The organism is Pseudomonas sp. R1-43-08, from assembly GCF_003852255.1.
Classification (GTDB): domain Bacteria; phylum Pseudomonadota; class Gammaproteobacteria; order Pseudomonadales; family Pseudomonadaceae; genus Aquipseudomonas.
Genome location: NZ_CP027734.1, coordinates 4384418 through 4409054, shown reverse-complemented (window position 1 = coordinate 4409054; position 24637 = coordinate 4384418). Strand labels below are relative to the sequence as shown.

Below are 24637 nucleotides of genomic sequence, written 5' to 3'. Positions count from 1 at the left end.
GGGCTCTGTGGGAAATATCTGTCCTGTTTTTAGATTTTGTGGGTCTCACAGTGCCTGTATCGACCTGGCTGCATTAAAGATTAACCAAAGGTGACGAAATGCCTGACTCCACACAACTGCTTATCGGTGCCGGCCCAGACGGCCAGCCCATCGCCCAGCCCATGCGCCTGGCCAACCGGCATGGGTTGATCGCCGGCGCCACGGGCACCGGCAAGACCGTCACCTTGCAGCGCCTGGCGGAAGCCTTCAGTGATGCCGGCGTGGCGGTATTCGCCGCCGACATCAAGGGTGACCTGTGCGGCCTGGGCGCAGCGGCCAATCCCCAGGGCAAAGTCGCCGAACGCATTGCCGGGATGCCCTTCCTTAATTACGCACCGAAGGCTTATCCGGTTACGTTGTGGGATATCCACGGGCAGTCCGGTCATCCATTGCGCACCACTATCAGCGAAATGGGGCCGTTGTTGCTCGGCAGCCTGCTGGAACTCACCGACAGCCAGCAGTCGGCGCTGTACGCGACCTTCAAGGTAGCCGACCGTGAAGGCTTGTTACTGCTGGACCTGAAAGACCTCAAGGCACTGCTCAACCACCTGCGTTATCACCCTGAACTGTTGGGCGACGACGCGGCGTTGATGACCACCGGTTCCAGCCAGGCGTTGTTGCGGCGCCTGGCGGTGCTGGAGCAGCAGGGTGCCGAAGCCCTGTTTGGCGAGCCGGCCCTGCAGCTAGAGGATATTTTGCAGCCCGCCAGCGACGGGCGCGGCCGTATCCACTTGCTGGACGCCAGCCGCCTGGTGCATGACGCGCCGAAGGTCTATGCCACGTTCCTGCTGTGGCTGTTGGCGGAACTGTTCGAGCAGCTGCCGGAGCGCGGTGATGCCGAAAAGCCGCTGCTGGCGCTGTTTTTCGACGAGGCGCATCTGTTGTTCGCCGATACGCCCAAGGCGTTGCAGGACCGTTTGGAACAGGTGGTGCGGTTGATTCGCTCCAAAGGGGTGGGGGTGTACTTCGTCACTCAATCTCCGGGGGATTTGCCTGACACGGTGCTGGCGCAGCTGGGGCTACGTATCCAGCATGGCCTGCGCGCATTCACCACCAAAGAGCAAAAATCCCTGCGGGCGGTGGCGGACGGTTTCCGGCCCAATCCGGCATTCGATGCCTTGGCGGTGCTGACCGAGTTGGGCACCGGTGAGGCGCTGGTGGGTACCCTGCAGGAAAAAGGCACGCCGGAGGTGGTCCAGCGCGTATTGGTCGCACCGCCACAGTCGCGGATCGGGCCGCTCACCGAGGCCGAACGTGCGGCGTTGGTCGCCAGTTCGCCGCTGCAGGGCCGTTATGACAAGCCGATTGACCGCGAATCAGCCTACGAAGTGCTGATGGCGCGCAAAGAATTGGGGCCGACCGAGGAGGCCAAGCCGGCGACCGAAGAACCCAGCTTCACCGACAAAGCCGGTGCGTTCCTGGGTACCACGGCAGGCAAGGCGCTGAAATCCGCCATGCAGCAGGCCGCCAATCAGATGGGGCGGCAGTTGGTGCGTGGCTTGTTGGGCTCGCTGCTGGGTGGCAGCAAGCGCAAGTAAGACTCAGGATTTGGGCCTGGCATGGGCGGCCAGCCGCTCCAGTGCCGCGCGCAAACCCGGATCGCTGATCCCTTCGGCGGTGGCCTGGAGGGTTTCGGCTGCCTGTTCCGACAGGTCCAGCGTATGTCCGGCCGGGCTTCGCAGCACTGTAGGCGGCTGCACTTTGAACTGGATGCGCGTCAGGCCGGCAAACTCATCGAACACCATCAATTGGCGCTGCAAGCGTTTTTGCTGATAACGCAAACGGGTGGCCCAATGCCCGTCAGTGACAATTAATAGCAAGTTGCCTTCACGCCAGGACGCCACATGGCAATGTTCGCGTGCGGCCGGTTGCAGCTGGCTTTCGAGCAGGCGTTGCAAATGCGCCAGGCGTTGCGCGTGGCCAAAGATGGCTTTCAGCGGCTTGGCTTCGCGAAGCAACACGCCGGGAGCGCGGGCTGTAAGAGGGCGAAATGCCATGTCTAGACACCTTAAGTAACAGAGCCGTCATCTTAGCAGAAAGCGCCGGTGAGCCCCGAGACCCTGCAAGGACAGGGCTTTTCTCATGAAATCAATAAGTAACTTCTGCCTTTCATGGGTTGAAGTTCCGCCAAAAGCCCTTATTTTAAACAAGCCCTCTCACAGCGCCGTGCCCGCATCGGGGAACAACGCCACTTTCCTCACCCACGATTCCGGGTAGAATGCGCGTTCGCATGCGGCCGTGAGGGCTGCTCGGGCCACTCACGGTGCGCCCTCCATCCCTATGTGTGGAAGAACCTGCCGATATGTTTGCGCCTTTGTTAAAGAAACTTTTTGGAAGCAAGAATGAGCGCGAAGTCAAACGCATGCTCAAGACGGTGCAGCTGGTCAATGCCTTCGAAGAGCAGATGGTTGCCCTGTCGGATGAGCAATTGCGCGCCAAGACCGAAGAGTTCAAGGCCCGCATAGCCAAAGGTGAAACCCTCGACAAGCTGCTCCCCGAAGCCTTTGCGGTCGCCCGTGAAGCCGGTAAGCGCGTCATGGGCATGCGCCACTTCGACGTCCAGTTGATCGGCGGCATGACCTTGCACGAAGGCATGATTGCCGAAATGCGTACCGGTGAAGGCAAGACCCTGGTGGCAACCCTGGGTGTTTACCTCAACGCACTGTCCGGCAAGGGCGTGCACGTTGTGACGGTGAACGACTACCTGGCTCGCCGGGATGCCAACTGGATGCGCCCGCTGTATGAATTCCTCGGCCTGACCGTCGGCGTAGTGACGCCGTTCCAGCCGCCCGAAGAAAAGCGCGCCGCCTACGCTTGCGACATTACCTACGGTACCAACAACGAATTCGGTTTCGACTATCTGCGCGACAACATGGCGTTCAGCATGGATGAAAAATTCCAGCGCGAACTCAACTTTGCCGTGATCGACGAAGTCGACTCCATCCTCATCGACGAAGCCCGTACCCCGCTGATCATCTCCGGCCAGGCCGAGGACAGCTCGCGCCTGTACACCGAGATCAACAAGTTGATCCCGCGCCTGGAGCAGCACATCGAGGAAGTCGAAGGCGTGGTGACCAAAGAAGGCCACTTCACCATCGACGAGAAGACCCGCCAGGTCGAACTCAACGAGGCCGGCCACCAGTTCGTTGAAGAAATGCTGACCCAGATCGGTGAGCTGGCCGAAGGAGAAAGCCTGTACTCGGCTCACAACCTGGGCCTGCTGACCCACGTATATGCCGGCCTGCGCGCCCACAAGCTGTTCCACCGCAACGTCGAATACATCGTCCAGGACGGCCAGGTCGTCCTGGTCGACGAACACACCGGCCGTACCATGCCCGGTCGTCGCTTGTCCGAAGGCCTGCACCAGGCCATCGAAGCCAAGGAAATGCTCAACATCCAGGCCGAAAGCCAGACGTTGGCGTCCACCACGTTCCAGAACTACTTCCGTCTGTACAACAAACTGTCCGGCATGACCGGCACGGCCGACACCGAAGCGTTCGAATTCCATCAGATCTATGGCCTGTCGGTGGTGGTTATCCCGCCGAACAAGCCCCTGGCGCGTAAAGACTATAACGACCTGGTGTTCCTGACCGCCGAAGAGAAATACGCGGCGATCATCAATGACATCAAGGACGGCCTGGCCAAGGGCCGCCCGATCCTGGTGGGTACTGCGACCATCGAGACGTCCGAGCACGTGTCCAACCTGCTCAACAAGGAAGGCATCGAGCACAAGGTGCTCAACGCCAAGTTCCACGAAAAAGAAGCCGAGATCATCGCCCAGGCCGGTCGCCCCGGCGCCCTGACCATCGCCACCAACATGGCCGGTCGTGGTACCGACATCCTGTTGGGCGGCAACTGGGAAGTGGAAGTGGCCTCGCTCGACAACCCGACCCCTGAGCAGATCGCCCAGATCAAGGCTGACTGGCAGAAACGCCACCAGGCCGTGCTCGAGTCCGGCGGTTTGCAGGTGATTGCGTCCGAGCGTCACGAATCGCGCCGTATCGACAACCAGTTGCGCGGTCGTGCCGGTCGCCAGGGTGATGCCGGTTCCAGCCGTTTCTACCTGTCCCTGGAAGACAGCCTGATGCGTATCTTTGCCTCGGATCGGGTGAAGAACTTCATGAAGGCCCTGGGCATGCAGTCCGGCGAAGCGATCGAGCACCGCATGGTGACCAACGCCATCGAGAAGGCCCAGCGCAAGGTAGAAGGGCGTAACTTCGACATTCGTAAACAACTGCTCGAGTTCGACGACGTCAACAACGAACAACGTAAAGTGATTTATCACATGCGTAACACGTTGCTGGCCGCCGACAACATTGGCGAGACCATCGCTGACTTCCGTCAGGACGTGCTCAACGCCACGGTCAGCGCGCATATCCCGCCACAGTCGCTGCCTGAGCAGTGGGATGTGGCCGGTCTGGAAGCCGCGTTGAAGAGCGATTTTGGCGTCGACTTGCCGGTTCAGCAGTGGCTGGACGAAGACGATCACCTGTACGAAGAAACCCTGCGCGAAAAACTGATGGCCGAATTGCTGGCTGCGTACAACGAGAAAGAAGAGCAGGCGAGTGCCGAAGCCTTGCGCACCTTCGAGAAGCAAATCGTGCTGCGCGTGCTGGACGACCTGTGGAAAGACCACCTGTCGACCATGGACCACCTGCGCCACGGTATCCATTTGCGTGGCTACGCCCAGAAAAACCCGAAGCAGGAGTACAAGCGCGAGTCGTTCACGTTGTTCTCCGAGCTGCTGGATTCGATCAAGCGCGATTCGATCCGCGTGCTGTCCCACGTTCAGGTGCGTCGCGAAGACCCGATCGAGGAAGAAGCGCGCCTGCGCCAGGAAGCCGAGGCACTGGCTGCGCGCATGCAGTTCCAGCACGACGAAGCGCCGGGCCTGGACGCACCGGAGGTGTTGGGCGAAGAGGTCGATGTGGCTCTGGCTCAAACCCCGGTGCGCAATGACCAGAAGCTGGGCCGCAATGAGCTGTGCTACTGCGGTTCGGGTAAGAAATTCAAACACTGCCACGGCCAGATCGAATAAGATTTTCGCCTGACGCTGCAACACCCCACGCCGCGACCGGCATCAGCCGTCGCGGCGTTTTGCCATTAATCCCCCGTCGATAGCGACGGCACACACATCATCTCTTCAAGGAGCGCATACATGGCTGTTGGTCTTGGTCCTTTGCCCACATTGCACCCGGTCGCCGGTTTTGAACTCGGTATCGCTTCGGCCGGCATCAAGCGTGCGGGGCGCAAGGATGTGGTGGTGATGCGCTGCGCCGAAGGCTCGACCGTCGCCGGTGTGTTCACCCTCAACGCTTTTTGCGCCGCGCCGGTGATTCTGGCCAAGCAACGTGTGGCCGGGTCGATTCGTTACCTGCTGACCAACACCGGCAACGCCAACGCCGGTACCGGCGAGCCTGGCCTGGTGGCGGCTGCGCGCACGTGCGCCAAGCTGGCCCAGCTGACCGGCGTGGATGCGAGCCAGGTGCTGCCGTATTCCACCGGCGTGATCGGTGAGCCGCTGCCGGTGGAGAAAATCGAAGGCGCCCTGCAAGCCGCGCTGGATGACCTGTCTGTGGATAACTGGGCGGCTGCAGCCACCGGCATCATGACTACCGACACCTTGCCCAAAGGCGCAAGCCGGCAGTTCGTGCACGATGGCGTGACCGTCACCGTGACCGGTATCAGCAAGGGCGCAGGCATGATCCGTCCGAACATGGCCACCATGCTCGGCTATATCGCCACCGACGCCAAAGTCTCCCGCGATGTATTGCAACGCCTGATGCTGGACGGCGCCAACAAGTCGTTCAACCGCATCACCATCGACGGTGACACGTCCACCAACGACTGCTGCATGCTGATCGCCACCGGCCAGGCCAACCTGCCGGAAATCACCTCCACCGAAGGCCCGTTGTTCGCCGCATTGAAGCAGGCGGTTTTTGAGGTGTGCATGGACGTGGCCCAGGCCATCGTGCGTGACGGCGAGGGCGCTACCAAGTTCGTCACGGTACAAGTCAACGGCGGCGCCAACCACCAGGAGTGCCTGGACGTGGGTTATACCGTGGCGCACTCGCCGCTGATCAAGACCGCCTTGTTCGCTTCCGACCCGAACTGGGGCCGTATCCTCGCGGCCGTTGGTCGTGCCGGCGTGCCTGACCTGGATGTAAGCAAGATCGACGTCTTCCTAGGCGACGTGTGCATTGCCAGCCGTGGCGCCCGCGCCGACACCTACACCGAAGCCCAGGGCTCGGCGGTGATGCAGCAGGAAGAAATCACCATCCGCATCGAGTTGGGGCGCGGCGACTGCAGCGAAACCATCTGGACCACGGACCTGTCCCACGAATACGTGAAGATCAACGCGGAATATCGCACCTGAAACCCGGAGGAAATCGGCGGTGAAACGAGTGCATGTAGCAGCAGCGGTGATCCGCGGTGTCGATGGCAGGATCCTGCTGGCACGCCGCGCCGATACCCAGCATCAAGGCGGCCTCTGGGAGTTTCCCGGCGGCAAGGTGGAGGCTGACGAGTCAGTCGCCACGGCCTTGTCCCGTGAGTTGAAGGAAGAGCTGGGCATCCAGGTCACCACGGCGCGGCCGTTGATTCAGGTGCAGCATGACTACCCGGACAAGCAGGTGTTACTGGATGTCTGGGAAGTCTCGGCGTTTGCCGGCGAGCCCCACGGGGTCGAAGGGCAGCCTCTGGAGTGGGTGGCCCCGCGGGACCTGATCAACTATGAGTTTCCGGCGGCTAACGCGCCCATTGTCGCGGCAGCGCGTCTGCCTGCCGACTACCTGATCACGCCCGGTGAGCTGGAAACCGGGCCCTTGTTGCGTGGCCTTCAAACAGCCATCGCCGGTGGCATCAAGCTGGTTCAACTGCGCGCGCCCAACGGTTACGACCCCAAATACCGCGACCTCGCCGTGGACGCCGTGGGGCTGTGTGCGGGCAAGGCGCAGTTGATGCTCAAGGGGCCGTTCGAATGGCTGGGGGATTTTCCAGCGGCCGGCTGGCACATGACCTCGGCGCAATTGCGTAAATACGCGAGCAAGGGCCGACCGCTGCCGAAGGACCGTTGGTTGGCGGCCTCGTGTCACAACGCTGAAGAACTGGCGCTGGCGCAGTTGATGGATGTGGACTTCGTCACGCTGTCGCCGGTTCAGCCGACCGAGACTCATCCCGAGGCTCAGCCGTTGGGTTGGGAACAGGCGGCCGAGCTGATCCGTGGGTTCAGCAAGCCGGTGTTTCTGTTGGGCGGGGTTGGGCCTGCGCAGCGGGAGCAGGCTTGGGCGGCTGGAGCGCAAGGTGTTGCGGGGATTCGGGCATTTTGGCCGCAAGCTTGAAGCATGATCGTTCCCACGCTCCGCGTGGTAACGCATGCTGTGACGCTCTGCGTCATGACTTTAAAGGCGGACGCGGAGCGTCCCGGGCGGCATTCCCACGCAGAGCGTGGGAACGATCAACAGGCACCTGAAAACGATCAATGGGGCTTCGCCGCCGCCTGCCACAACACCTCGGCAACCCCCTGGCGCTTGGCAATCACCCTGGCCGCTACAAACAGCAGATCCGACAGTCGATTGATATACGCCAACCCAACCCCTTCCAACGGCTCCACCGCATTCAATTGCTGACAGCGGCGTTCGGCACTGCGCGCCAGGCTGCGGCACACATGGGCCTGGGCGACCAGCGCAGAGCCGCCGGGCAGGATGAAATTCTCCAGTGGCCCCACCTCTTCATTCCAGCGGTCGATCGCCGCTTCCAGCCGATCCACTTCCGCTGCATTCAACGCCTTGTACACCGGCATGGCCAGCTCGCCGCCCAGATCGAACAAGCGATGCTGGCAGGGTGTGAGCACCTCCACCACATCGTTCAGTTCGGGGTGCTTGCCGCTCTGCTCGTCCAGGTTGGCCAATAACAACCCCAACTGGCTGTTCAGCGTATCCACCTCGCCAATGGCCTCCACCCGTGGGTGATCCTTGGGCACGCGGCGACCGTCGCCGAGGCCGGTTTCGCCCTGGTCACCGGTGCGGGTGTAGATCTTCGACAGGCGAAAGCCCATGGTCATTGCTCCAGTTGGGTGAGTTCTGCGGGGGACAATTGGCTGCCGGCCAGTGGCAGGCGCAAAGTGAAACAGGTGCCTTGGCCCAGGGTGGAGTGCACTTCCATCTGGCCCTTGTGGTTATTGGTGATGATGAAATATGACACCGACAGCCCAAGCCCGGTGCCCTGGCCGATCTCCTTGGTGGTGAAGAACGGCTCGAAGGTGCGTTTGCGCACGTTTTCGCTCATGCCGATGCCGTTGTCTTCCACCTGGATCTCGGCCCAGGGCGGGTTGAGGCGGGTGCGCAGGATGATGCGCCCCGGTTCGCTGCCGTCTTCACGCAGGTGAATCGCCTGGGCGGCGTTTTTCAGCAGGTTGAGCAGCACCTGCTCCAGTTCGTTGGCTGTGCCGGGCACGGGCCCCAGTTGCGGGTCGAACTGGCGGATGATCGCCTGGCCCTTGAAATCGAAACCGATGGCCAGGTCGAAATCGTTACCGGCGATCTCCACGGCCTGGTCGATCAGGGCCGGCAAATCGCAGGGGGCCATTTGCCGGTTGCTGCGCCGGCTGAAGCTGAGCATGTGCGTGACGATTTTCGCTGCACGCGCGCCGGCCTGTTGAATCCCATCCAGCAACTGCGGGACTTCGCGCGCTTGCAGGTATTGATTGACCAGCGCCAGCTCGATGCCCGCCTGCTCGGCGTGTTCCAGGTTCTTGGGCAGCTCGGGTGACAGGCGGCGCCGGATATTCTGCACGTTGTGCAGGATCGCCCCCAGCGGGTTGTTGATTTCGTGGGCCATGCCGGCAGCCAGCCCGCCGACCGAGAGCATTTTTTCCGATTGCACCATCATTTCTTCCAGGGACAGGCGCTGGGTGATGTCATCGATACGGATCACCACGCCGCGCCCGGCACCGCCCATCAAGGGGTAGAACGTCAGGGCGTAATGCTTTGGCTCGTCGTCCTTGACCCAGGTGACCCGCTCGATCCGCTCCACCGTGTGCTGTTCCACCGTGGCCTTGATTTGCGGCAGGTACGGCTTGAGCGGTTGGAATGCGAGAAAGATCGGCTGGTTGAGCGCTTCATCCAGGCGCGTGCCCGAAAGCGCGGTGGCTTCCTGGTTCCATTGGGTGACGTAGAGCTGTTCATCCAGGGCGATCAGCGCCGAAGGCATTGAGTCGATAATGCTGTTGAGGTAGTTCTGAAAGCCGGTGAGCTTTTTCTCGATCTTGCTGCGCACCTGCACTTCCAGTTCCAGCTTGCGGTTGGTATGGCGGGTTTCTTCGGCCAGGCCTTGGGCCTGGTCGTAGGCGGCCTGGGAATCATCCCGCGCGCGCTTGAGTTGCTGCTCGCGAGCCTCGATGCGCGACAGCATGGTGTTGAACGCTTCGGCCAGGCTGCCGATTTCATCGTGGTTGCCGGGGCCTGCGCGCAGGGCGTAGTTCTCTTCGCGAGTCACCTGGCGCGACAGTTCTTCGAGTTCATGGATCGGCCGGGTGATCAGGCGTTTGATCTGCCGGGCGATGACCAGCCACAGCAACACACTGAAAATCAGGATGCCCAGGCTTGCGGTGAGGGTGCCGGTATAGAACGCCACCGGAAGCTCGCTGCTGGCCACCAGCAGCAAATGCCCCGAAGGCTGGTCGGTGCGGGGCAGGGTGATGACCTGGTTGCTGCGAAATTCGGTGAGACGCCAGGCCTCGATATGCCGGTAGTTGTCGGGCAGGTGCAGGCGGTCGCCGTGTTGCATCTGCGCCAGGCGATTGCCTTCGCCGTCGTACAGGGCGGCGGCGCGCAGCGGTGAATAACTGGTCAGCTCATTGAGCAGCGCGTTGGCCTTGGCCGGGGATTGCAGGGCTTCAGCCGCGAGTGCCGGGTTGGACACCAGCCGACCGATGGCCTGCAAGGCCTGGGGCGCCATGCTTTCCTGGGAGATCCAGTAGGCGGCGCTGATAAAGGTCAGGTTGGCCACCAGCAACACGGTGGTCAGCAGTACCAGCAGGGCGGCCAGCAGTTTCTGCCCTACTGGTAGGTTTTCAAGACGCTGGCGCAGTGGCATCAGGTTTTTCGCAGGCAATAGACATACGGCAGGGTAGCGCGTGCCTCAGTCGCTGGGCAATCCGCGTGCAACCAACTGCTCGACCAAGCGCGTTTGCAACTGCTGCAGATGCGGCAGTACCCGTTGATGGCGGGCGGCCGCCTGGCAGACGTAGCCCAGCAGGTAGCTGATTTCGGTACGCCGTGCGTTGGCCACGTCCTGGTACATGGAGGAATAGTTGGCCGCAGTGGCCTGGATCACCCGTTGCACTTCACTGTGCAAATCTTGCGCAGCCGCAGGCTGGCCGCAGCATTCCAGCAATTCGCTCAATTCAGCGCACAGGGTGGCGACTTCACATTGATGGGCCTGCAGGCCGCCGTTGCGGCACTGATAGAGCACGGTCAACGGATTGATCGCGCAATTGAGCGCCAGCTTGCGCCACAGCCGCGTGAGGATATCGGTGCTCCATTCATGGGGGATGGCGGCGGCCTGCAAGTCATCCAGACACAGCGGCGCGGTAGGGTGAGCCGCATCCCCCAGCCAGGTGTAGCCATGGCCGGCAAAGACCACACGCCATTCGCCCTCGCGAAACGCGCCTTCGGTGCTGGAGGCAAAGATGCAACGCGCCTGTGGCAACTGGGCGGCCACCGCATCCTGGCTGCCGAGGCCGTTTTGCAGCAGGATCAGTTCCGCGTCCGGCGCCAGGCGATGCTGTAACTGTGCGACGGCACTTTGGGCATCGTAGGCTTTGCACGCCACCAACAGGCGCTGGATCGGCTCCGGGCTGTCGGATGTTTCGCCGATTACCGGGTAGGTGTGCGCAATACCGTGCTCAACCAGGGTCAGGCCGTTGCCCGACGCATAGCTGGCCAGGCGCGCCTGATCGCGCAGGATCAGCCGCACCGGCACGCCCGCGCGCGCCAGCCGCGTGGCCCAGAGGGTGCCCAGGCTACCGGCGCCGAGAATATGCCAGGTGGTCGACATCAGTGTGTGCTCCGTAAGGTCGCCAGCGGTGAACGCGGCGAAAGAACCGCTATAATGCCCCGGCATTTTAGCTCGGGCGCGCTCCATCTCTACTGAGCCCGCCCCTTATATTGGAGAAATGACATGCCTTCGTTCGACGTGGTATCCGAACTGGACAAACACGAAGTCACCAACGCCGTCGAGAACGCCGTCAAGGAACTCGACCGTCGCTATGACTTGAAAGGCAAGGGCAGCTTCGAATTCAAGGAAAAGGAACTGACCGTCAACCTGACCGCTGAAGCCGATTTCCAGCTGGAAGCGATGATCGAGATCCTCAAGCTGGCCCTGGTCAAGCGCAAGATCGACGTGCAGTGCCTTGAAGTCAAGGACGCCTATGCATCCGGCAAGCTGATGAAGCAGGAAGCCGTGCTCAAGGAAGGCATCGACAAGGAACTGGCCAAGAAGATCGTCGCGCACATCAAGGATGCCAAGCTGAAAGTCCAGGCGGCCATCCAGGGTGAACAGGTGCGTGTTACCGGCAAGAAGCGTGATGACCTGCAAGAGGCCATTGCGGCCCTGCGCGCCAAGACCTTCGACATGCCGCTGCAGTTCAACAACTTCCGCGACTGATGGCAGCTCGCGGAACCTGTGGCCGTTTTCGACGTCCCACGCCGCAGCAACAATGCCTACAATTGAGCCCTACGGGGCTCATTTGCGTTTTCAGGCAGTCAATGAAGCCGCATATCCGCACAACAGGAGAAGATAGATGGATTTGAACGCTGAAGTGGATCACTTGATCAAGACCTCACAGTCCTGGATCCCGATGATCATGGAATACGGCAGCCGGGTACTGCTGGCCGTTATCACCCTGGCCATCGGTTGGTGGCTGATCAACGTCTTTACCCACCGAGTGGGGCGCTTGCTGGCCCTGCGTAACGCCGACCTGGCGCTGCAGCACTTCATCACCAGCCTTGCGAACATTGCGCTGAAAGTCATGTTGATCGTCAGCGTGGCCTCGATGATCGGCGTGGCAACCACCTCGTTCGTCGCCGCCATCGGTGCCGCTACCCTGGCGATCGGCCTGGCCTTGCAGGGCAGCCTGGCCAATTTCGCCGGCGGCGTGCTGATCCTGTTGTTCCGTCCGTTTCGCATCGGTGACTGGATCGAAGCCCAGGGCACCTCGGGTACCGTCGACAGTATCCAGATTTTCCACACGGTGCTGCGTACCGGCGACAACAAGACGGTGATCGTACCGAACGGCATCCTGTCCAACGGCATCATCACCAACACCAACCGCCAGCCGACCCGCAAGGTGGTGTTTGACGTAGGCGTGGACTACGAGGCTGACCTGCAGAAAGCCCGTGAAGTGTTGCTGGAACTGGCCAAGGACCCGCGCGTGCTGGCCGACCCGGCGCCCGTCGCAGTGGTATCGACCTTGGGCGACAGCTCCATCACCGTGTCCCTGCGTTGCTGGACCAATACGGCGGATTATTGGGATGTAGTGTTCATGCTCAATGAACTGGCGCGCGACCGTTTGAAAGGGGCGGGGATTGATATTCCGTTTCCGCAGCGGGTTATTCGCGTGATGCAGGAAGCACCCGCTAAGTCTTGAGACAGTCTCGCATTCAAGTTGGCCGAAAGGTCAGGTTAAATGCGACAGGCTCATATAGTTACTTAGCTTGCTAGTTATTTGGTTGTTGGACATATAATTGCAATAAAAAAGCCGCTCCCTTGCAAACAGGGGAGCGGCTTTTTATTCAAGGTCGAAACCTTAAGTCATCGTTGTAATTACTCGCGTGATTACAAGATGTTCAGCGGGTAGTTCGCGATCAGACGCAGTTCGTCGATCGAAGGCGAACCGTAGTAAACGCCATCACCGGAACGATAAGTCGCTTGGCGCAGACGCAGGCTGAGGTTTTTAGCCGGGCCGCTCTGAACCACGTACTTGGCTTCGATATCGCGTTCCCACTCTTTACCGTTGCTGGTGGTGGCTGTGTTGGCGCCGCTACCGGTCACGTAACGCGTCATGAAGCTCAGGCCCGGAACGCCAAAGGTCGCCATGTTGATGTCGTAACGCGCCTGGTACGACTTCTCGCCTTCGGCGTTGAAGTCGGAACGGGCGATGGAGTTGGCCAGGAATACAGTGCCGCCGCCATCTACGCCGTAGCCGTAGTCGCCGTCACCGGTAACCTTCTGGGCAGCCAGGGTGAAGGTGTGAGCGCCGATGGTGTACGCGCCCTGCAAGCTGAATGCGCGGTTGTCGAGCTTGGTGCGCTCAGCGAACGGCAGGCTGCTGTCTTTGGAAGCACGTTGCAGGCCTTCACCTTCGCTCTTGGTGTCGTAGATGTTGAAGTCCAGCGCGAAGGACTGGTCATCGCTCAGGGCGTGGGTCCAGTTCAGGTTGCTGTAGTACTTGCGGAAGTAGTCTTCGGTTTTCGCGTAGTACAGGCTGCCGGTGACTTCCGGGGTGAAGGCATAGACGCCGCCGACGAAGTCAGTCTTCGTCAGGCCCAAGCTGTCGTGGTAGGTCTGGTTCTGCGCGACGCTGGAAGTGAAGTGACCGCCTTCGAGCTTCAGGCCCTTGATCTCGTTGCTGGTGATCGAGATACCTTGTGGCAGTTCTGGGAGCAAGCGGCTGTCATCGGAGGCGAATACAGGCGCTGTGGTGTATTGGTCACCGACTTTCAGCACAGTATTGGAAATGCGGAACTTAACCGCGCCGCCGCCTTTTGAGTACTCGTCTTGCGAACGACCGTCGGAACCGGTAGGGAACAGACCGGTGCCGGCACGGCCCTTGCCGCTGTCGAGCTTGACGCCCATCAAGCCGATCACGTCAACGCCGACACCGATGGTGCCTTGGGTGAAGCCCGATTCGTACAAGGCGTTGAAGCCCAGACCGCTTTCTTCCGCACGGCTCTGAGAGTCTGGCCCCGACGGATTGTTACGGAAATCGCGGCTGAAGTACAAAGCGCGAGTGTTGATGCTGAAAGTGCTGTCTTCAACAAAGCCCTTGGAATCGTCTTGGGCGGACGCCATTGCGAACTGCGAGGTGCCTGCTGAAACAGCCAGGGCGATCATGCTCCACTTCATCACGCGCATCGTGATTTGCTCCTTTGGTTTTAGAAGAGTACTGCCGTCCCACCTGTATTTTTATCTGGGCGGCTCTTTCTTTATGTGTGTCGGCGCAAAGTTATCTCACACCGGCGCTGTTGACGATACTTGCCAAACTATCCTTTCAGCTTCTTTACGAGGCTGTCGTAAATTGCTAGCTCCGTGTCGCAAATCACAGCCCGACGGTAACCAGGCTGACAACTTCAATGTTCTTTTCAAACACCTTCAAAGTTCGAAATCGTCCCTGGCACACATTGAAACGCTATTGTTTCTTATCGCGAAACCCTGGCATCCACCCAAGTGTCGTTGCCGACGATAGCAAGGTGAATGCAACAAGCGTGCACAAAGCGCCAACCGAATGTCATTTTTTCGTGAAAAACGTTACGGCAGTGTAAAAACCGCATAAACACGGGCCTCTCGGGCAGTCTGGTTCAGGCTCGACATTCAGGTGTTACCGTCGTGCGATGGCGCGCAAAACCTGCGCCTGAGCAAAACGTTACCGATTGACCCTCCAAAGTGGGTAGCGGCCGGCTCCCTTTGAAGCACAAGTGGGTCATTTTGGTGCATCCCTTCGAAGCCCGAGTTAGCGTGGTTCACACGTGCGACTGCTTCGAAAGGGTGCATCCATGGAATGGGTTTGCCTCAGGCTGCTCGCGCATTCGCCGTGAAGCCTCGCGCATTCGGCGGTATGCTGGGCGCCTGTAATTGACCTGCCGAACGGAGTGCCCACGTGTTCGCTTTAGATCAACGCCTGCATCAAGACACATTGGCCATTGGGGACTTCCCGCTCTGCCGCCTGCTGCTGTCCAATGATTCGAATTATCCTTGGTTCATCCTAGTACCGCGCATTGACGGTATCAGCGAAGTGTTTCAACTGGATGTCGCCGAGCAACAGACGTTGTGGCAGGAAACGACCGCCCTCGCACAGCTGCTGAACGAAGGCCTGGCCGCCGATAAGATGAACATCGGCGCGCTGGGTAACGTGGTCAGCCAGCTGCATGTGCATGTCATCGTGCGCAAGCGCGATGACGTGGCATGGCCGGCGCCGGTGTGGGGCAAGCATCCGGCCCGTCCTTACAGCGCAGAGCAGGTGGCGGCGATCCGCAGCCGATTACGTGAATTATTGCCTGCCGACTTCATTTTTACCCAGGACTGAACCATGGATCTGCAAGATCGCGTCACCGACCTGGAAAGCCGCCTGGCTTTCCAGGACGACACCATCGAAACCCTCAATGATATTCTGGTCGCCCAGCAGCAAGCGGTGGAGCGCCTGCAATTGCAGATGATCGCCTTGCTCAAGCGCCAGGAAGAGATGGGCGGCCAGTTCGAAACCTCGGAAGAAGAAGCCCCGCCGCCGCACTATTAAATGAGCGTGCAATAAAAAACCGCGATCCGGCCTACGCCGGATCGCGGTTTTTTTTGCAGCGCAGGCTGGAATCAGCGACGCGGCAGGGCAGCGATGACATCTTCAGCTTGCAGGCCTTTGTCGCGGTTCATCACCGAGAACTCCACGCGCTGGCCTTCGACCAGGACGCGGTGGCCTTCACCGCGGATAGCTCGGAAGTGGACGAAGATATCGTCACCCGAGTCGCGCGAAATAAAGCCGAAGCCTTTGGAGGTGTTGAACCACTTGACGGTCCCGGTATCCCGGTTGGTCATGTCGTAGTTTTGCGACGCGGCCGCTGGGGACGAACGGTAGAAGCTGATGACCAGGTGAAGAACGATGGCGACCACAGCGATTACCAGGCTGAGCAGGATGGCCGGGTGGCCGCCCACTTCAGGCATGGGTGCCAGCAGGGTAAGGGTTTGAACGACGACGGTCAGTACCAGCAGCGCGCTGACCAGGTTTTGCAGTTGATGACGCGTGCCTTTGTTCCAGTAGGGAATTACCGGTGCCAGGGTCAGGTTGAGAAGGCCGAACAAGGCCAGATATAGAGCGTCGTGTTGTTGCAGGTAGGGCAGGCTTTCAGGCTGCAGGCTCGGGATAAAGGACAGCAGCAAAGCTGCAACGCCCGTTAGCAGGTGGACGATTTTCAACATTTTGATTAACTCACGTTAAGACGGATCACAAGGAAGAGCTGACTGGCACGGTTCGCTTCTGAACAATGGGAGGCGTTGGGCACGTGCGCGGGTAGCAGCCTATGTGACGTGCCGCAGAAATGAACGGCAGCCACACGCCGCCTATTTAACAGCAAAGGCTGTGCCTACTCAAATCAAGCATTTCGGGGTGTTGCAATCGAGGTGGCATTTTTGCGTCGAAGGCTTGTCCTAGACAGGTGCAGGTAATTTGAGCGGCCTTTCGAGCGTTTTTCTTACAGGATGACCGGCTCTTCGGCCGCTGCCCTCGCAACCGGTGCGGGGCAATTTGCCGCACATTGCCTGGGTGCGTCGGGCTGCACGCGGCCAGCACTCTTGCTAGAGTGATCCTGCACCTGATCAATGAATGCTCGTCAATTGAAGGGGAAAAACATGGCAATCGATATTGGTATCAGTGAAGAAGATCGTAAATCCATCGTCGACGGACTTTCACGGCTGCTGTCCGATACCTATGTGCTGTACCTGAAGACCCACAACTTCCACTGGAACGTCACGGGCCCCATGTTTCGTACGCTGCACTTGATGTTCGAAGAGCAGTACAACGAGCTGGCGCTGGCGGTGGATTCCATTGCCGAGCGTATCCGTGCCCTGGGCTTCCCGGCACCGGGTGCCTATTCGATCTACGCCCGCCTGTCTTCGATCAAGGAAGAAGAGGGTGTGCCGAGCGCCGAAGAGATGATCAAGCAACTGGTGGCGGGCCAGGAGGCCGTCACCCGTACCGCGCGAGGCATTTTCCCGTTGCTCGACAAGGTCAGCGATGAGCCGACTGCGGACTTGTTGACCCAACGGATGCAAGTTCACGAAAAAACCGCGTGGATGCTGCGTTCGCTGCTCGAAAACCAATAACCGTCGAACCCGGGCGGCGTCTTCGGGGCGCCGCTCACTGGTTTCTCTGCGCTTGCTGGCGTTGTCCTACGACGCCCAGCGCCCGCGTCTTCTGGCTGCTCGTCGCTTCCTGCGGTTTTATAGGCTGACCGTCCAATGGGAGAAACCCATGGACTGCTGTTTTGGCAAGGGAGTGTCAGGTGTATGTCATGTGGTAAGGGCGTGGAAACCAGTGGTTTTCACAAGATAAAGGTCGATCCCTTCGCAAAAGGGTTCGACATGGGGCTCGCCAAGCCATTATCGCGGTCGGTGCGGCTCAACGGGTTTTCCACCTGCCTGCGGCTGGAACAGATCTACTGGAATATCCTGACGGAAATGGCCAGGATCAATACCTGCTCGGTCAGTGCGTTGTTGTCCTATGTCGATCGGGAAGTGCATTTGCGCTATGGCGGTGTGAAGAACTTCAGCGGGCTGGTGCGGGTGGTGTGTGTCGTTCACCTGTTGAAAGACCGCCTTAGCGCCTCTGGCCCCTTCTGATGGAGGCTGCAGGGCGCGGCCCTTCCTTCCGGCGGGCCGCGCCTCGGGCAGAAAGCCGGCTGCGCTGCCTCGATTTACCAGATATAATCCCGCGCTTTGTTGCGCATGCCGGGCTTTATGCACATCGGCAGGGCGTAGCGCAGTAACGATCTGATCGCCGAGACAACTCCATGCCCATGTACGACTATCAATGTGCTTCCTGTGGTCATCAGTTGGAAGCCATTCAGAAGATCAGCGCCGCGCCGCTGGTCGATTGCCCAGCCTGCCAGGCACCTGAGTTGAAAAAGATGTTGTCCATGCCGGGCTTCCGCCTGAGCGGCAGCGGCTGGTACGAGACCGATTTCAAGACCGGCGCCAAGAAGAACCTGGCGGGCGGCGACAAAGCAGACTGAGTTGAACTCTACGCGCAGGCTCCTGCATTATCCGTCCCCTGCTTTAATGTACGGTGACGAGGCACGCCTGCCACCGAATTTCGAATTACGAGAAGTGAAACCACGACCATGATGCGCAGCCACTATTGCGGCCAACTGAACGAGACCCTGGAAGGTCAGGAAATCACCCTTTGCGGATGGGTTCACCGTCGCCGCGACCACGGCGGGGTGATCTTCCTCGATATCCGTGATCGTGATGGTCTGGCCCAGGTAGTGTTCGACCCGGATCGCGCCGAGAGCTTCGCCGCCGCCGACCGCGTGCGCAGCGAATACGTCGTGAAGATCACCGGCAAGGTGCGCCTGCGCCCGGCTGGTGCCGTAAACAAGAACATGGCGTCCGGCGGCATTGAAGTGCTGGGCTACGAGCTGGAAGTGCTGAACGAGTCGGAAACCCCGCCGTTCCCACTGAACGAATATTCCGACGTTGGCGAGGAAACCCGCCTGCGTTATCGCTTCCTGGACCTGCGTCGTCCGGAAATGGCTGAGAAGCTGCGTCTGCGTTCGCGCATGACCACCAGCATCCGCCGCTTCCTCGACGAGAACGGCTTCCTCGACGTGGAAACGCCGATTCTTACCCGCGCCACCCCGGAAGGCGCACGCGACTACCTGGTACCGAGCCGTACCCACCCGGGTAGCTTCTTCGCCTTGCCGCAATCGCCGCAGCTGTTCAAGCAACTGCTGATGGTGGCCGGCTTCGACCGTTACTACCAGATCGCCAAGTGCTTCCGTGACGAAGACCTGCGCGCCGACCGCCAGCCAGAATTCACCCAGATCGACATCGAGACCAGCTTCCTCGATGAAAAAGAGATCATGGGCCTCACCGAACAAATGATCCGCAACCTGTTCAAGGAAGTGCTGGACCTGGAGTTCGGCGAATTCCCGCACATGACCTTCGAAGAGGCCATGCGTCGCTACGGTTCCGACAAGCCAGACCTGCGTAACCCGCTGGAACTGGTCGACGTGGCCGACCAGCTCAAGGACGTCGACTTCAAGGTGTTCAGCGGCCCGGCCAATGACCCGAAATGCCGCATCGCCGCCCTGCGCGTGCCTGGCGGCGCGAGCATGCCGCGCAAGCAGATCGACGACTACACCAAGTTCGTCGGCATCTACGGTGCCAAGGGCCTGGCGTACATCAAGGTCAACGAGCGCGCCAATGGCGTTGACGGCCTGCAGTCGCCGATCGTGAAGAACATCCCCGAAGCCAACCTGAACACGATCCTTGATCGCGTCGGTGCGGTCGATGGCGATATCGTGTTCTTCGGTGCCGACAAGGCCAAGATCGTCAGCGAAGCCCTGGGCGCACTGCGGATCAAGCTGGGTCACGACCTGAACCTGCTGACCTGCGAATGGGCGCCGATGTGGGTGGTCGACTTCCCGATGTTCGAAGAGAACGACGACGGCAGCTTCAGCGCCTTGCACCACCCGTTCACCGCGCCGAAGTGCTCCCCGGCCGAGCTGGAAGCCAACCCGGCCGGCGCGTTGTCCCGTGCCTACGACATGGTGCTCAACGGCACTGAGTTGGGTGGCGGTTCGATCCGTATTCACCGCAAAGAGATGCAGCAAGCGGTGTTCCGTCTGCTGGGCATCAACGAAGCGGAACAGGAAGAGAAGTTCGGCTTCCTGCTCGACGCGCTCAAGTACGGTGCGCCGCCGCACGGTGGCCTGGCCTTCGGCCTGGACCGTCTGGTGATGCTGATGACCGGTGCCCAGTCGATCCGTGAAGTGATTGCCTTCCCGAAAACCCAGAGTGCTGCGGACGTCATGACCCAGGCGCCGGGCGTCGTGGATGCCAAGGCACTGCGCGAATTGCACATCCGTCTGCGCGAGACGCCGAAGGCTGAGTAAGGCTGCTGCGTGAAAGCGCACTGAGGTTTACGCAGTCTTAAAGGCGCATCTTCGGATGCGCCTTTGCGTTACAAAGGCCGCACTTAAAAAGAGAAGTCCGCCCGGAGCGGGATAGATAAAGGTTTCTAGAGAATTTCGGAGTTGTGTTATGGCTGGCCATTCCAAGTGGGCGAACATCAAGCACCGCAAAGAGCGTCAGGATGCCAAGAAAGGCAAGATCTTCACCAAGTGGATCCGCGAGCTGACCGTCGCCGCCCGCCAGGGTGGCGGTGACCCGGGCTCCAACCCGCGCCTGCGCCTGGCGCTGGACAAGGCGCTCGGCGCCAACATGAGCCGTGACATCATCGACCGCGCCGTGGCCCGTGGCGCCGGCGCCGCCGACACCGACGACATGGTCGAGCTGACCTACGAAGGCTATGGGCCAGGCGGCGTGGCGGTGATGGTCGAATGCATGACCGATAACCGCAACCGTACTGCAGCTGCGGTGCGTCATGCGTTCAGCAAGTGCGGCGGCAACCTGGGTACCGACGGTTCGGTGGCCTACCTGTTCGAGCGCAAGGGGCAGATTACCTTTGCAGCGGGCACGGATGAAGACGCGCTGATGGAAGCCGCGATGGAGGCAGATGCCGACGACGTGGTCACAAACGAAGATGCCTCCATCGACGTGTTCACCTCGTTCGCCAGCTTCTACGCGGTGCGCAACGCCCTGGAGGCCGCTGGTTTCAAAGGTACCGACGCGGAAATCGTAATGTTGCCGACCACCAGTGCGGAACTGGACCTGGACGGTGCGCAAAAGGTGTTGAAGCTGCTGGATATGCTTGAGGACCTGGATGATGTGCAGAATGTGTATTCGAATGCCGACATTCCGGAATCCGTGGCCGAACAGCTAGGCTGAAGGTTGATGTAGATCCAAATGTGGGAGGGGGCTTGCTCCCGATAGCGGTGGGTCAGCCAAAAATATTCTGACTGATCCACTGCCATCGGGGGCAAGCCCCCTCCCACATTGAACTTCGCTGTATCAAAAAATATGTTTATCCAACCCGCAGGCGTTATGACTTTAATCCTAGGTATCGACCCCGGTTCGCGCATTACCGGTTTTGGCGTGGTGCAACACACGCCGCGTGGCTGCGTTTATGTAGCCTCGGGCTGCATTCGCACCGGCGCGGGAGAACTGGCCGAGCGCCTGCAGATCGTCTATCGCGGCGTGCGTGAAGTCATCCAGACCTACGGCCCGGTGACCATGGGCATCGAAAAAGTCTTCATGGCCAAGAATGCCGACTCGGCGTTGAAGCTCGGCCAGGCCCGTGGTGCGGCCATTGTGGCGGGGGCCGAGGAGGGCATGGAGATTGCCGAATACACCGCGACCCAGGTCAAGCAGGCCGTCGTCGGCACGGGTGGGGCGAATAAGGAACAGGTGCAAATGATGGTCATGCACATGCTCAAGCTCACCTCTAAACCCCAGATCGACGCCTCCGACGCCCTGGCCATTGCCATTTGCCACGCCCACACCCGCTCCAGCCTGCTGCCCCATGGTCTGGGCGCGGCACGCAGTCGTGGCGGACGCCTGCGTCTCTGATAGCATCAGTGCAATCGTTATTTCCGGTCAGGCCTGTTCTGACCCCAAGCTTTAAGGATCTGAACCGTGATTGGACGCTTGCGCGGCACCCTGGCTGAGAAACAGCCGCCGCACCTGATTCTGGATGTGAATGGATTGGGGTATGAGCTTGAAGTGCCCATGACCACCTTGTACCGCTTGCCGTCGGTCGGCGAGCCGATAACTTTGCACACGCATTTAGTCGTGCGAGAGGACGCGCAACTGCTCTATGGTTTCATTGGCAAGCGCGACCGTGACTTCTTTCGCGAACTGATTCGCCTCAACGGCGTCGGGCCCAAGCTGGCCCTGGCGTTGATGTCGAGCCTGGAAGTGGATGAGCTGGTGCGTGCCGTTTCGGCCCAGGACACCTCGGCGCTGACCAAGGTGCCCGGTGTCGGCAAGAAAACCGCCGAGCGCCTGCTGGTGGAACTCAAGGACCGTTTCAAGGCCTGGGAAGTGGTGCCGAGCATGTTCGCCCTGGTGCCCAATCAGCCGGATATGCCGGCGACTCAGGTTGCCAGTGCCGAAAGCGATGCTGTCAGTGCGTTGATCTCCCTGGGCTACAAGCCGCAGGAGGCCAGCAAAGCGGTGTCGGCCATCAAGGACAAGAACCTGAGCAGCGAAGACATGATCCGCCGAGCCCTGAAGGGAATGATTTAAGTGATTGAAGCTGATCGTCTGATCGCGGCCACCGGCCCGCGCGACCGTGAAGAAGTCCAGGACCGCGCCATCCGCCCCTTGAGCCTGGCCGACTACATCGGCCAGCCCACCGTGCGCGAGCAGATGGAACTGTTCATCCAGGCCGCGCGCGGGCGCAGCGAGTCGCTGGATCACACACTGATCTTCGGCCCGCCGGGCCTGGGTAAAACCACCCTGGCCAATATCATTGCCCAGGAAATGGGCGTGTCGATCAAGTCCACGTCCGGCCCGGTGCTGGAGCGCCCCGGCGACCTGGCCGCGCTGCTGACCAATCTCGAGCCTCACGACGTGCTGTTTATCGACGAGATCCACCGGCTGTCGCCCATCGTCGAAGAAGTGCTGTACCCGGCGATGGAGGACTTCCAGCTCGACATCATGATCGGCGAAGGCCCGGCAGCCCGCTCGATCAAACTCGATCTGCCACCGTTCACCCTGGTCGGCGCGACGACCCGTGCCGGCATGCTGACCAACCCGCTGCGAGACCGTTTCGGTATCGTTCAACGTCTTGAGTTCTATAGCACCGCCGACCTTGCGACGATCGTCAGCCGTTCGGCGAGTATCCTCGGCTTGCCGCTGGACCCTGAAGGCGCATTCGAAATCGCCCGACGCGCGCGCGGTACGCCGCGGATCGCCAACCGTTTGCTGCGCCGCGTACGCGATTTTGCCGAGGTACGGGCCAAGGGGCATATCACCAAGGCGGTCGCGGACCTGGCGTTGAACCTGCTGGATGTGGATGAACATGGCTTCGATCACCAGGATCGGCGCTTGCTGCTGACCATGATCGAGAAATTCGACGGTGGCCCGGTGGGCGTGGACAGCCTGGCCGCCGCCATCAGTGAAGAGCGGCATACCATTGAGGATGTGCTGGAACCCTACCTGATCCAGCAGGGCTACATCATGCGCACGCCACGGGGCAGGGTGGTAACGCGTCACGCCTATCTGCACTTCGGGCTAAACATTCCGTCACGATTGGGAGAGATGCCCGTGGTAGACGAATTTCTCGATGCAGTGGACGATTAAAAAATTGTAGGAGCGAGCTTGCTCGCGAAAAACCTCAACGATGACCCAGCGTGTCTGGTTGTACGCGGCGCGCTCAGGGGCTTTGCAAGCAAGCTCGCTCCTGCAGGGTATTTGTCATGTGGGGTGATTTATCTGAAGTTTGTGCTGTCCCAGTGTCTGGCGTCGTCATTCAGGCAATGGAAATGTGTTCAGGTATTGAAAAAACAGTTGTCCAGCCGGATTGGCAACCTGAGGAGTAAGCACTAGAGTATGCGCGCGCAAAACGGGGATCAGTCGTTCGCACATCGCTGTCGCGTTTATTACGAGGACACTGATGCCGGCGGCATCGTTTATTACGTCAATTACCTGAAATTCATGGAGCGGGCTCGAACCGAGCGGCTACGGGAGCTGGGCTTTGCCCAATCCTTGCTGGCAGGGGAGGACCTGTTATTCGTCGTGCATTCCAGCGAGGCGCGTTACCACGCACCGGCGCGGCTGGACGATGAACTGCTGGTCAGCGCTGAAGTCATCGAATTGAACCGTGCCAGCCTGCGATTCAAGCAGCAGGTCAGGCGGGCTACGGATGCAACGCTGCTCTGTGAGGGGCAGTTCCTGGTGGCGTGTGTACGCACCAACAGTTTGAAACCTCGGGCCATTCCCGAAACTCTACGTGCGGCCTTTGCCGCCGTGAGCGGCGCGGGTAAACAATCAAAGCAGGAGATTTAGCGTGGAACCTACCGTCGTCGACCATTCCTCCATGTGGAGCCTGGTCAGCAATGCCAGTGTCGTGGTGCAACTGGTCATGCTGACCCTGGTAGCCGCATCGGTTACCTCTTGGGTCATGATTTTTCAGCGCAGCAACCTGCTGCGTGCCGGTCGACGTGCCCTGGAGAGCTTCGAAGAGCGCTTCTGGTCGGGTATCGACCTGTCCAAGCTGTATCGCCAGGCCGGCAGCAATCCGGACCCGGATTCGGGCGTCGAGCAAATCTTCCGCGCCGGCTTCAAGGAGTTCTCGCGCCTGCGCCAGCAACCGGGCGTTGACCCGGAAGCCGTGATGGAAGGCGTGGCACGGGCCATGCGCGTCGCCATCTCCCGCGAAGAAGAGAAGCTGGAGCAGAGCCTGCCGTTCCTGGCGACCGTGGGTTCTGTCAGCCCGTACATCGGCCTGTTCGGTACCGTATGGGGCATCATGAACTCCTTCCGTGGCCTGGCCCAGGCCCAGCAAGCGACCCTGGCCACCGTGGCCCCGGGCATCGCCGAAGCCCTGATCGCCACCGCGATCGGCCTGTTCGCCGCTATCCCCGCAGTAATTGCCTACAACCGTTTTGCCGCCACCAGCGAAACGTTGATCAGCCGTTACTACACCTTCGCCGATGAATTCCAGGCGATCCTGCACCGTAAAGTGCACACCAGCGAAGAATAA

At 60.2% G+C, this 24637-nt stretch carries 24 protein-coding genes; 18 read left to right on the top strand and 6 right to left on the bottom strand.

The window, feature by feature from the left end:
• The first annotated feature begins 98 nt into the window (after positions 1-98).
• Positions 99-1577 carry a helicase HerA-like domain-containing protein gene (locus C4J87_RS20240; RefSeq protein ID WP_124368178.1) on the top strand — a complete coding sequence of 493 codons (1479 nt, stop codon included), beginning with the start codon at positions 99-101 and terminating at the stop codon, positions 1575-1577.
• 3 nt (positions 1578-1580) lie between these two features.
• Here the strand turns inward: C4J87_RS20240 and C4J87_RS20235 are convergent, their stop codons facing one another.
• A complete protein-coding gene (locus tag C4J87_RS20235; RefSeq protein ID WP_124368177.1) occupies positions 1581-2036 on the bottom strand; it encodes a DUF721 domain-containing protein in 456 nt (151 codons plus the stop codon).
• Positions 2037-2341: 305 nt separating this feature from the next.
• Between C4J87_RS20235 and secA the strand changes: the two genes are divergently transcribed.
• The 3 genes from secA to C4J87_RS20220 all read left to right on the top strand — a co-directional run bounded on the left by secA (position 2342) and on the right by C4J87_RS20220 (position 7379).
• Positions 2342-5077, top strand: a complete 2736-nt coding sequence (gene secA, locus C4J87_RS20230) for a preprotein translocase subunit SecA (protein ID WP_124368176.1) — start codon at positions 2342-2344, stop codon at positions 5075-5077.
• A 120-nt stretch (positions 5078-5197) separates the two neighbouring features.
• A complete protein-coding gene (gene argJ, locus C4J87_RS20225; protein ID WP_124368175.1) occupies positions 5198-6415 on the top strand; it encodes a bifunctional glutamate N-acetyltransferase/amino-acid acetyltransferase ArgJ in 1218 nt (405 codons plus the stop codon).
• 19 nt (positions 6416-6434) lie between these two features.
• A complete protein-coding gene (locus tag C4J87_RS20220; RefSeq protein ID WP_124368174.1) occupies positions 6435-7379 on the top strand; it encodes a Nudix family hydrolase in 945 nt (314 codons plus the stop codon).
• A gap of 137 nt (positions 7380-7516) precedes the next feature.
• Here C4J87_RS20220 and C4J87_RS20210 read toward each other — a convergent pair whose 3' ends face one another.
• The 3 genes from C4J87_RS20210 to C4J87_RS20200 are packed head-to-tail and all read right to left on the bottom strand — an operon-like array spanning position 7517 to position 11097.
• On the bottom strand, positions 7517-8095 hold the full coding sequence (locus C4J87_RS20210; protein ID WP_124368173.1) for a cob(I)yrinic acid a,c-diamide adenosyltransferase: 579 nt from the start codon (positions 8093-8095) through the stop codon (positions 7517-7519).
• Between the two features lie 2 nt (positions 8096-8097).
• Positions 8098-10134: an ATP-binding protein gene (locus C4J87_RS20205; RefSeq protein WP_124368172.1), complete on the bottom strand. Its 2037-nt coding sequence runs from the start codon at positions 10132-10134 to the stop codon at positions 8098-8100.
• A 45-nt stretch (positions 10135-10179) separates the two neighbouring features.
• Complete coding sequence (locus tag C4J87_RS20200) at positions 10180-11097, bottom strand: putative 2-dehydropantoate 2-reductase (RefSeq protein WP_124368171.1); 918 nt, start codon at positions 11095-11097, stop codon at positions 10180-10182.
• A gap of 123 nt (positions 11098-11220) precedes the next feature.
• Between C4J87_RS20200 and C4J87_RS20195 the strand changes: the two genes are divergently transcribed.
• Both C4J87_RS20195 and C4J87_RS20190 read left to right on the top strand, forming a co-directional pair.
• The gene (locus C4J87_RS20195) at positions 11221-11706 is read left to right on the top strand and encodes a YajQ family cyclic di-GMP-binding protein (RefSeq protein WP_003193880.1); all 486 of its coding nucleotides are present in this window, start codon (positions 11221-11223) and stop codon (positions 11704-11706) included.
• A 136-nt stretch (positions 11707-11842) separates the two neighbouring features.
• Positions 11843-12688 (top strand): mechanosensitive ion channel family protein, encoded by an 846-nt coding sequence (locus C4J87_RS20190; protein WP_124368170.1) that lies wholly within the window; start codon positions 11843-11845, stop codon positions 12686-12688.
• Between the two features lie 188 nt (positions 12689-12876).
• Here the strand turns inward: C4J87_RS20190 and C4J87_RS20185 are convergent, their stop codons facing one another.
• Positions 12877-14175 carry an OprD family porin gene (locus C4J87_RS20185; protein ID WP_124368169.1) on the bottom strand — a complete coding sequence of 433 codons (1299 nt, stop codon included), beginning with the start codon at positions 14173-14175 and terminating at the stop codon, positions 12877-12879.
• A gap of 742 nt (positions 14176-14917) precedes the next feature.
• Here C4J87_RS20185 and C4J87_RS20180 point away from each other — a divergent pair.
• Positions 14918-15343, top strand: a complete 426-nt coding sequence (locus C4J87_RS20180) for an HIT domain-containing protein (RefSeq protein ID WP_124368168.1) — start codon at positions 14918-14920, stop codon at positions 15341-15343.
• A gap of 3 nt (positions 15344-15346) precedes the next feature.
• Positions 15347-15553: a SlyX family protein gene (locus tag C4J87_RS20175; RefSeq protein WP_124364187.1), complete on the top strand. Its 207-nt coding sequence runs from the start codon at positions 15347-15349 to the stop codon at positions 15551-15553.
• A 71-nt stretch (positions 15554-15624) separates the two neighbouring features.
• Here C4J87_RS20175 and C4J87_RS26550 read toward each other — a convergent pair whose 3' ends face one another.
• On the bottom strand, positions 15625-16227 hold the full coding sequence (locus C4J87_RS26550; RefSeq protein ID WP_124368167.1) for a cold-shock protein: 603 nt from the start codon (positions 16225-16227) through the stop codon (positions 15625-15627).
• A gap of 429 nt (positions 16228-16656) precedes the next feature.
• On the opposite strand from C4J87_RS26550, the gene C4J87_RS20165 reads away from it, so the two are divergent.
• The 10 genes from C4J87_RS20165 to tolQ all read left to right on the top strand — a co-directional run bounded on the left by C4J87_RS20165 (position 16657) and on the right by tolQ (position 24637).
• Complete coding sequence (locus C4J87_RS20165) at positions 16657-17130, top strand: Dps family protein (RefSeq protein ID WP_003193874.1); 474 nt, start codon at positions 16657-16659, stop codon at positions 17128-17130.
• 183 nt (positions 17131-17313) lie between these two features.
• Positions 17314-17646 (top strand): ribbon-helix-helix domain-containing protein, encoded by a 333-nt coding sequence (locus C4J87_RS20160; protein ID WP_124368166.1) that lies wholly within the window; start codon positions 17314-17316, stop codon positions 17644-17646.
• 170 nt (positions 17647-17816) lie between these two features.
• Complete coding sequence (locus tag C4J87_RS20155) at positions 17817-18038, top strand: FmdB family zinc ribbon protein (RefSeq protein ID WP_003193872.1); 222 nt, start codon at positions 17817-17819, stop codon at positions 18036-18038.
• Positions 18039-18146: 108 nt separating this feature from the next.
• Positions 18147-19922 (top strand): aspartate--tRNA ligase, encoded by a 1776-nt coding sequence (gene aspS, locus C4J87_RS20150; RefSeq protein WP_057013724.1) that lies wholly within the window; start codon positions 18147-18149, stop codon positions 19920-19922.
• Positions 19923-20070: 148 nt separating this feature from the next.
• On the top strand, positions 20071-20817 hold the full coding sequence (locus C4J87_RS20145) for a YebC/PmpR family DNA-binding transcriptional regulator (RefSeq protein WP_124368165.1): 747 nt from the start codon (positions 20071-20073) through the stop codon (positions 20815-20817).
• A 156-nt stretch (positions 20818-20973) separates the two neighbouring features.
• The gene (ruvC, locus tag C4J87_RS20140) at positions 20974-21498 is read left to right on the top strand and encodes a crossover junction endodeoxyribonuclease RuvC (RefSeq protein WP_057723842.1); all 525 of its coding nucleotides are present in this window, start codon (positions 20974-20976) and stop codon (positions 21496-21498) included.
• Between the two features lie 66 nt (positions 21499-21564).
• Complete coding sequence (gene ruvA, locus C4J87_RS20135) at positions 21565-22176, top strand: Holliday junction branch migration protein RuvA (RefSeq protein WP_124364184.1); 612 nt, start codon at positions 21565-21567, stop codon at positions 22174-22176.
• Positions 22177-23235, top strand: a complete 1059-nt coding sequence (gene ruvB, locus C4J87_RS20130) for a Holliday junction branch migration DNA helicase RuvB (RefSeq protein WP_003175801.1) — start codon at positions 22177-22179, stop codon at positions 23233-23235.
• Between the two features lie 249 nt (positions 23236-23484).
• Positions 23485-23940, top strand: a complete 456-nt coding sequence (gene ybgC, locus C4J87_RS20120; protein WP_124364183.1) for a tol-pal system-associated acyl-CoA thioesterase — start codon at positions 23485-23487, stop codon at positions 23938-23940.
• A 1-nt stretch (position 23941) separates the two neighbouring features.
• Entirely contained in the window at positions 23942-24637 is a 696-nt protein-coding gene (gene tolQ / locus C4J87_RS20115) for a protein TolQ (protein WP_053135845.1), read from the top strand.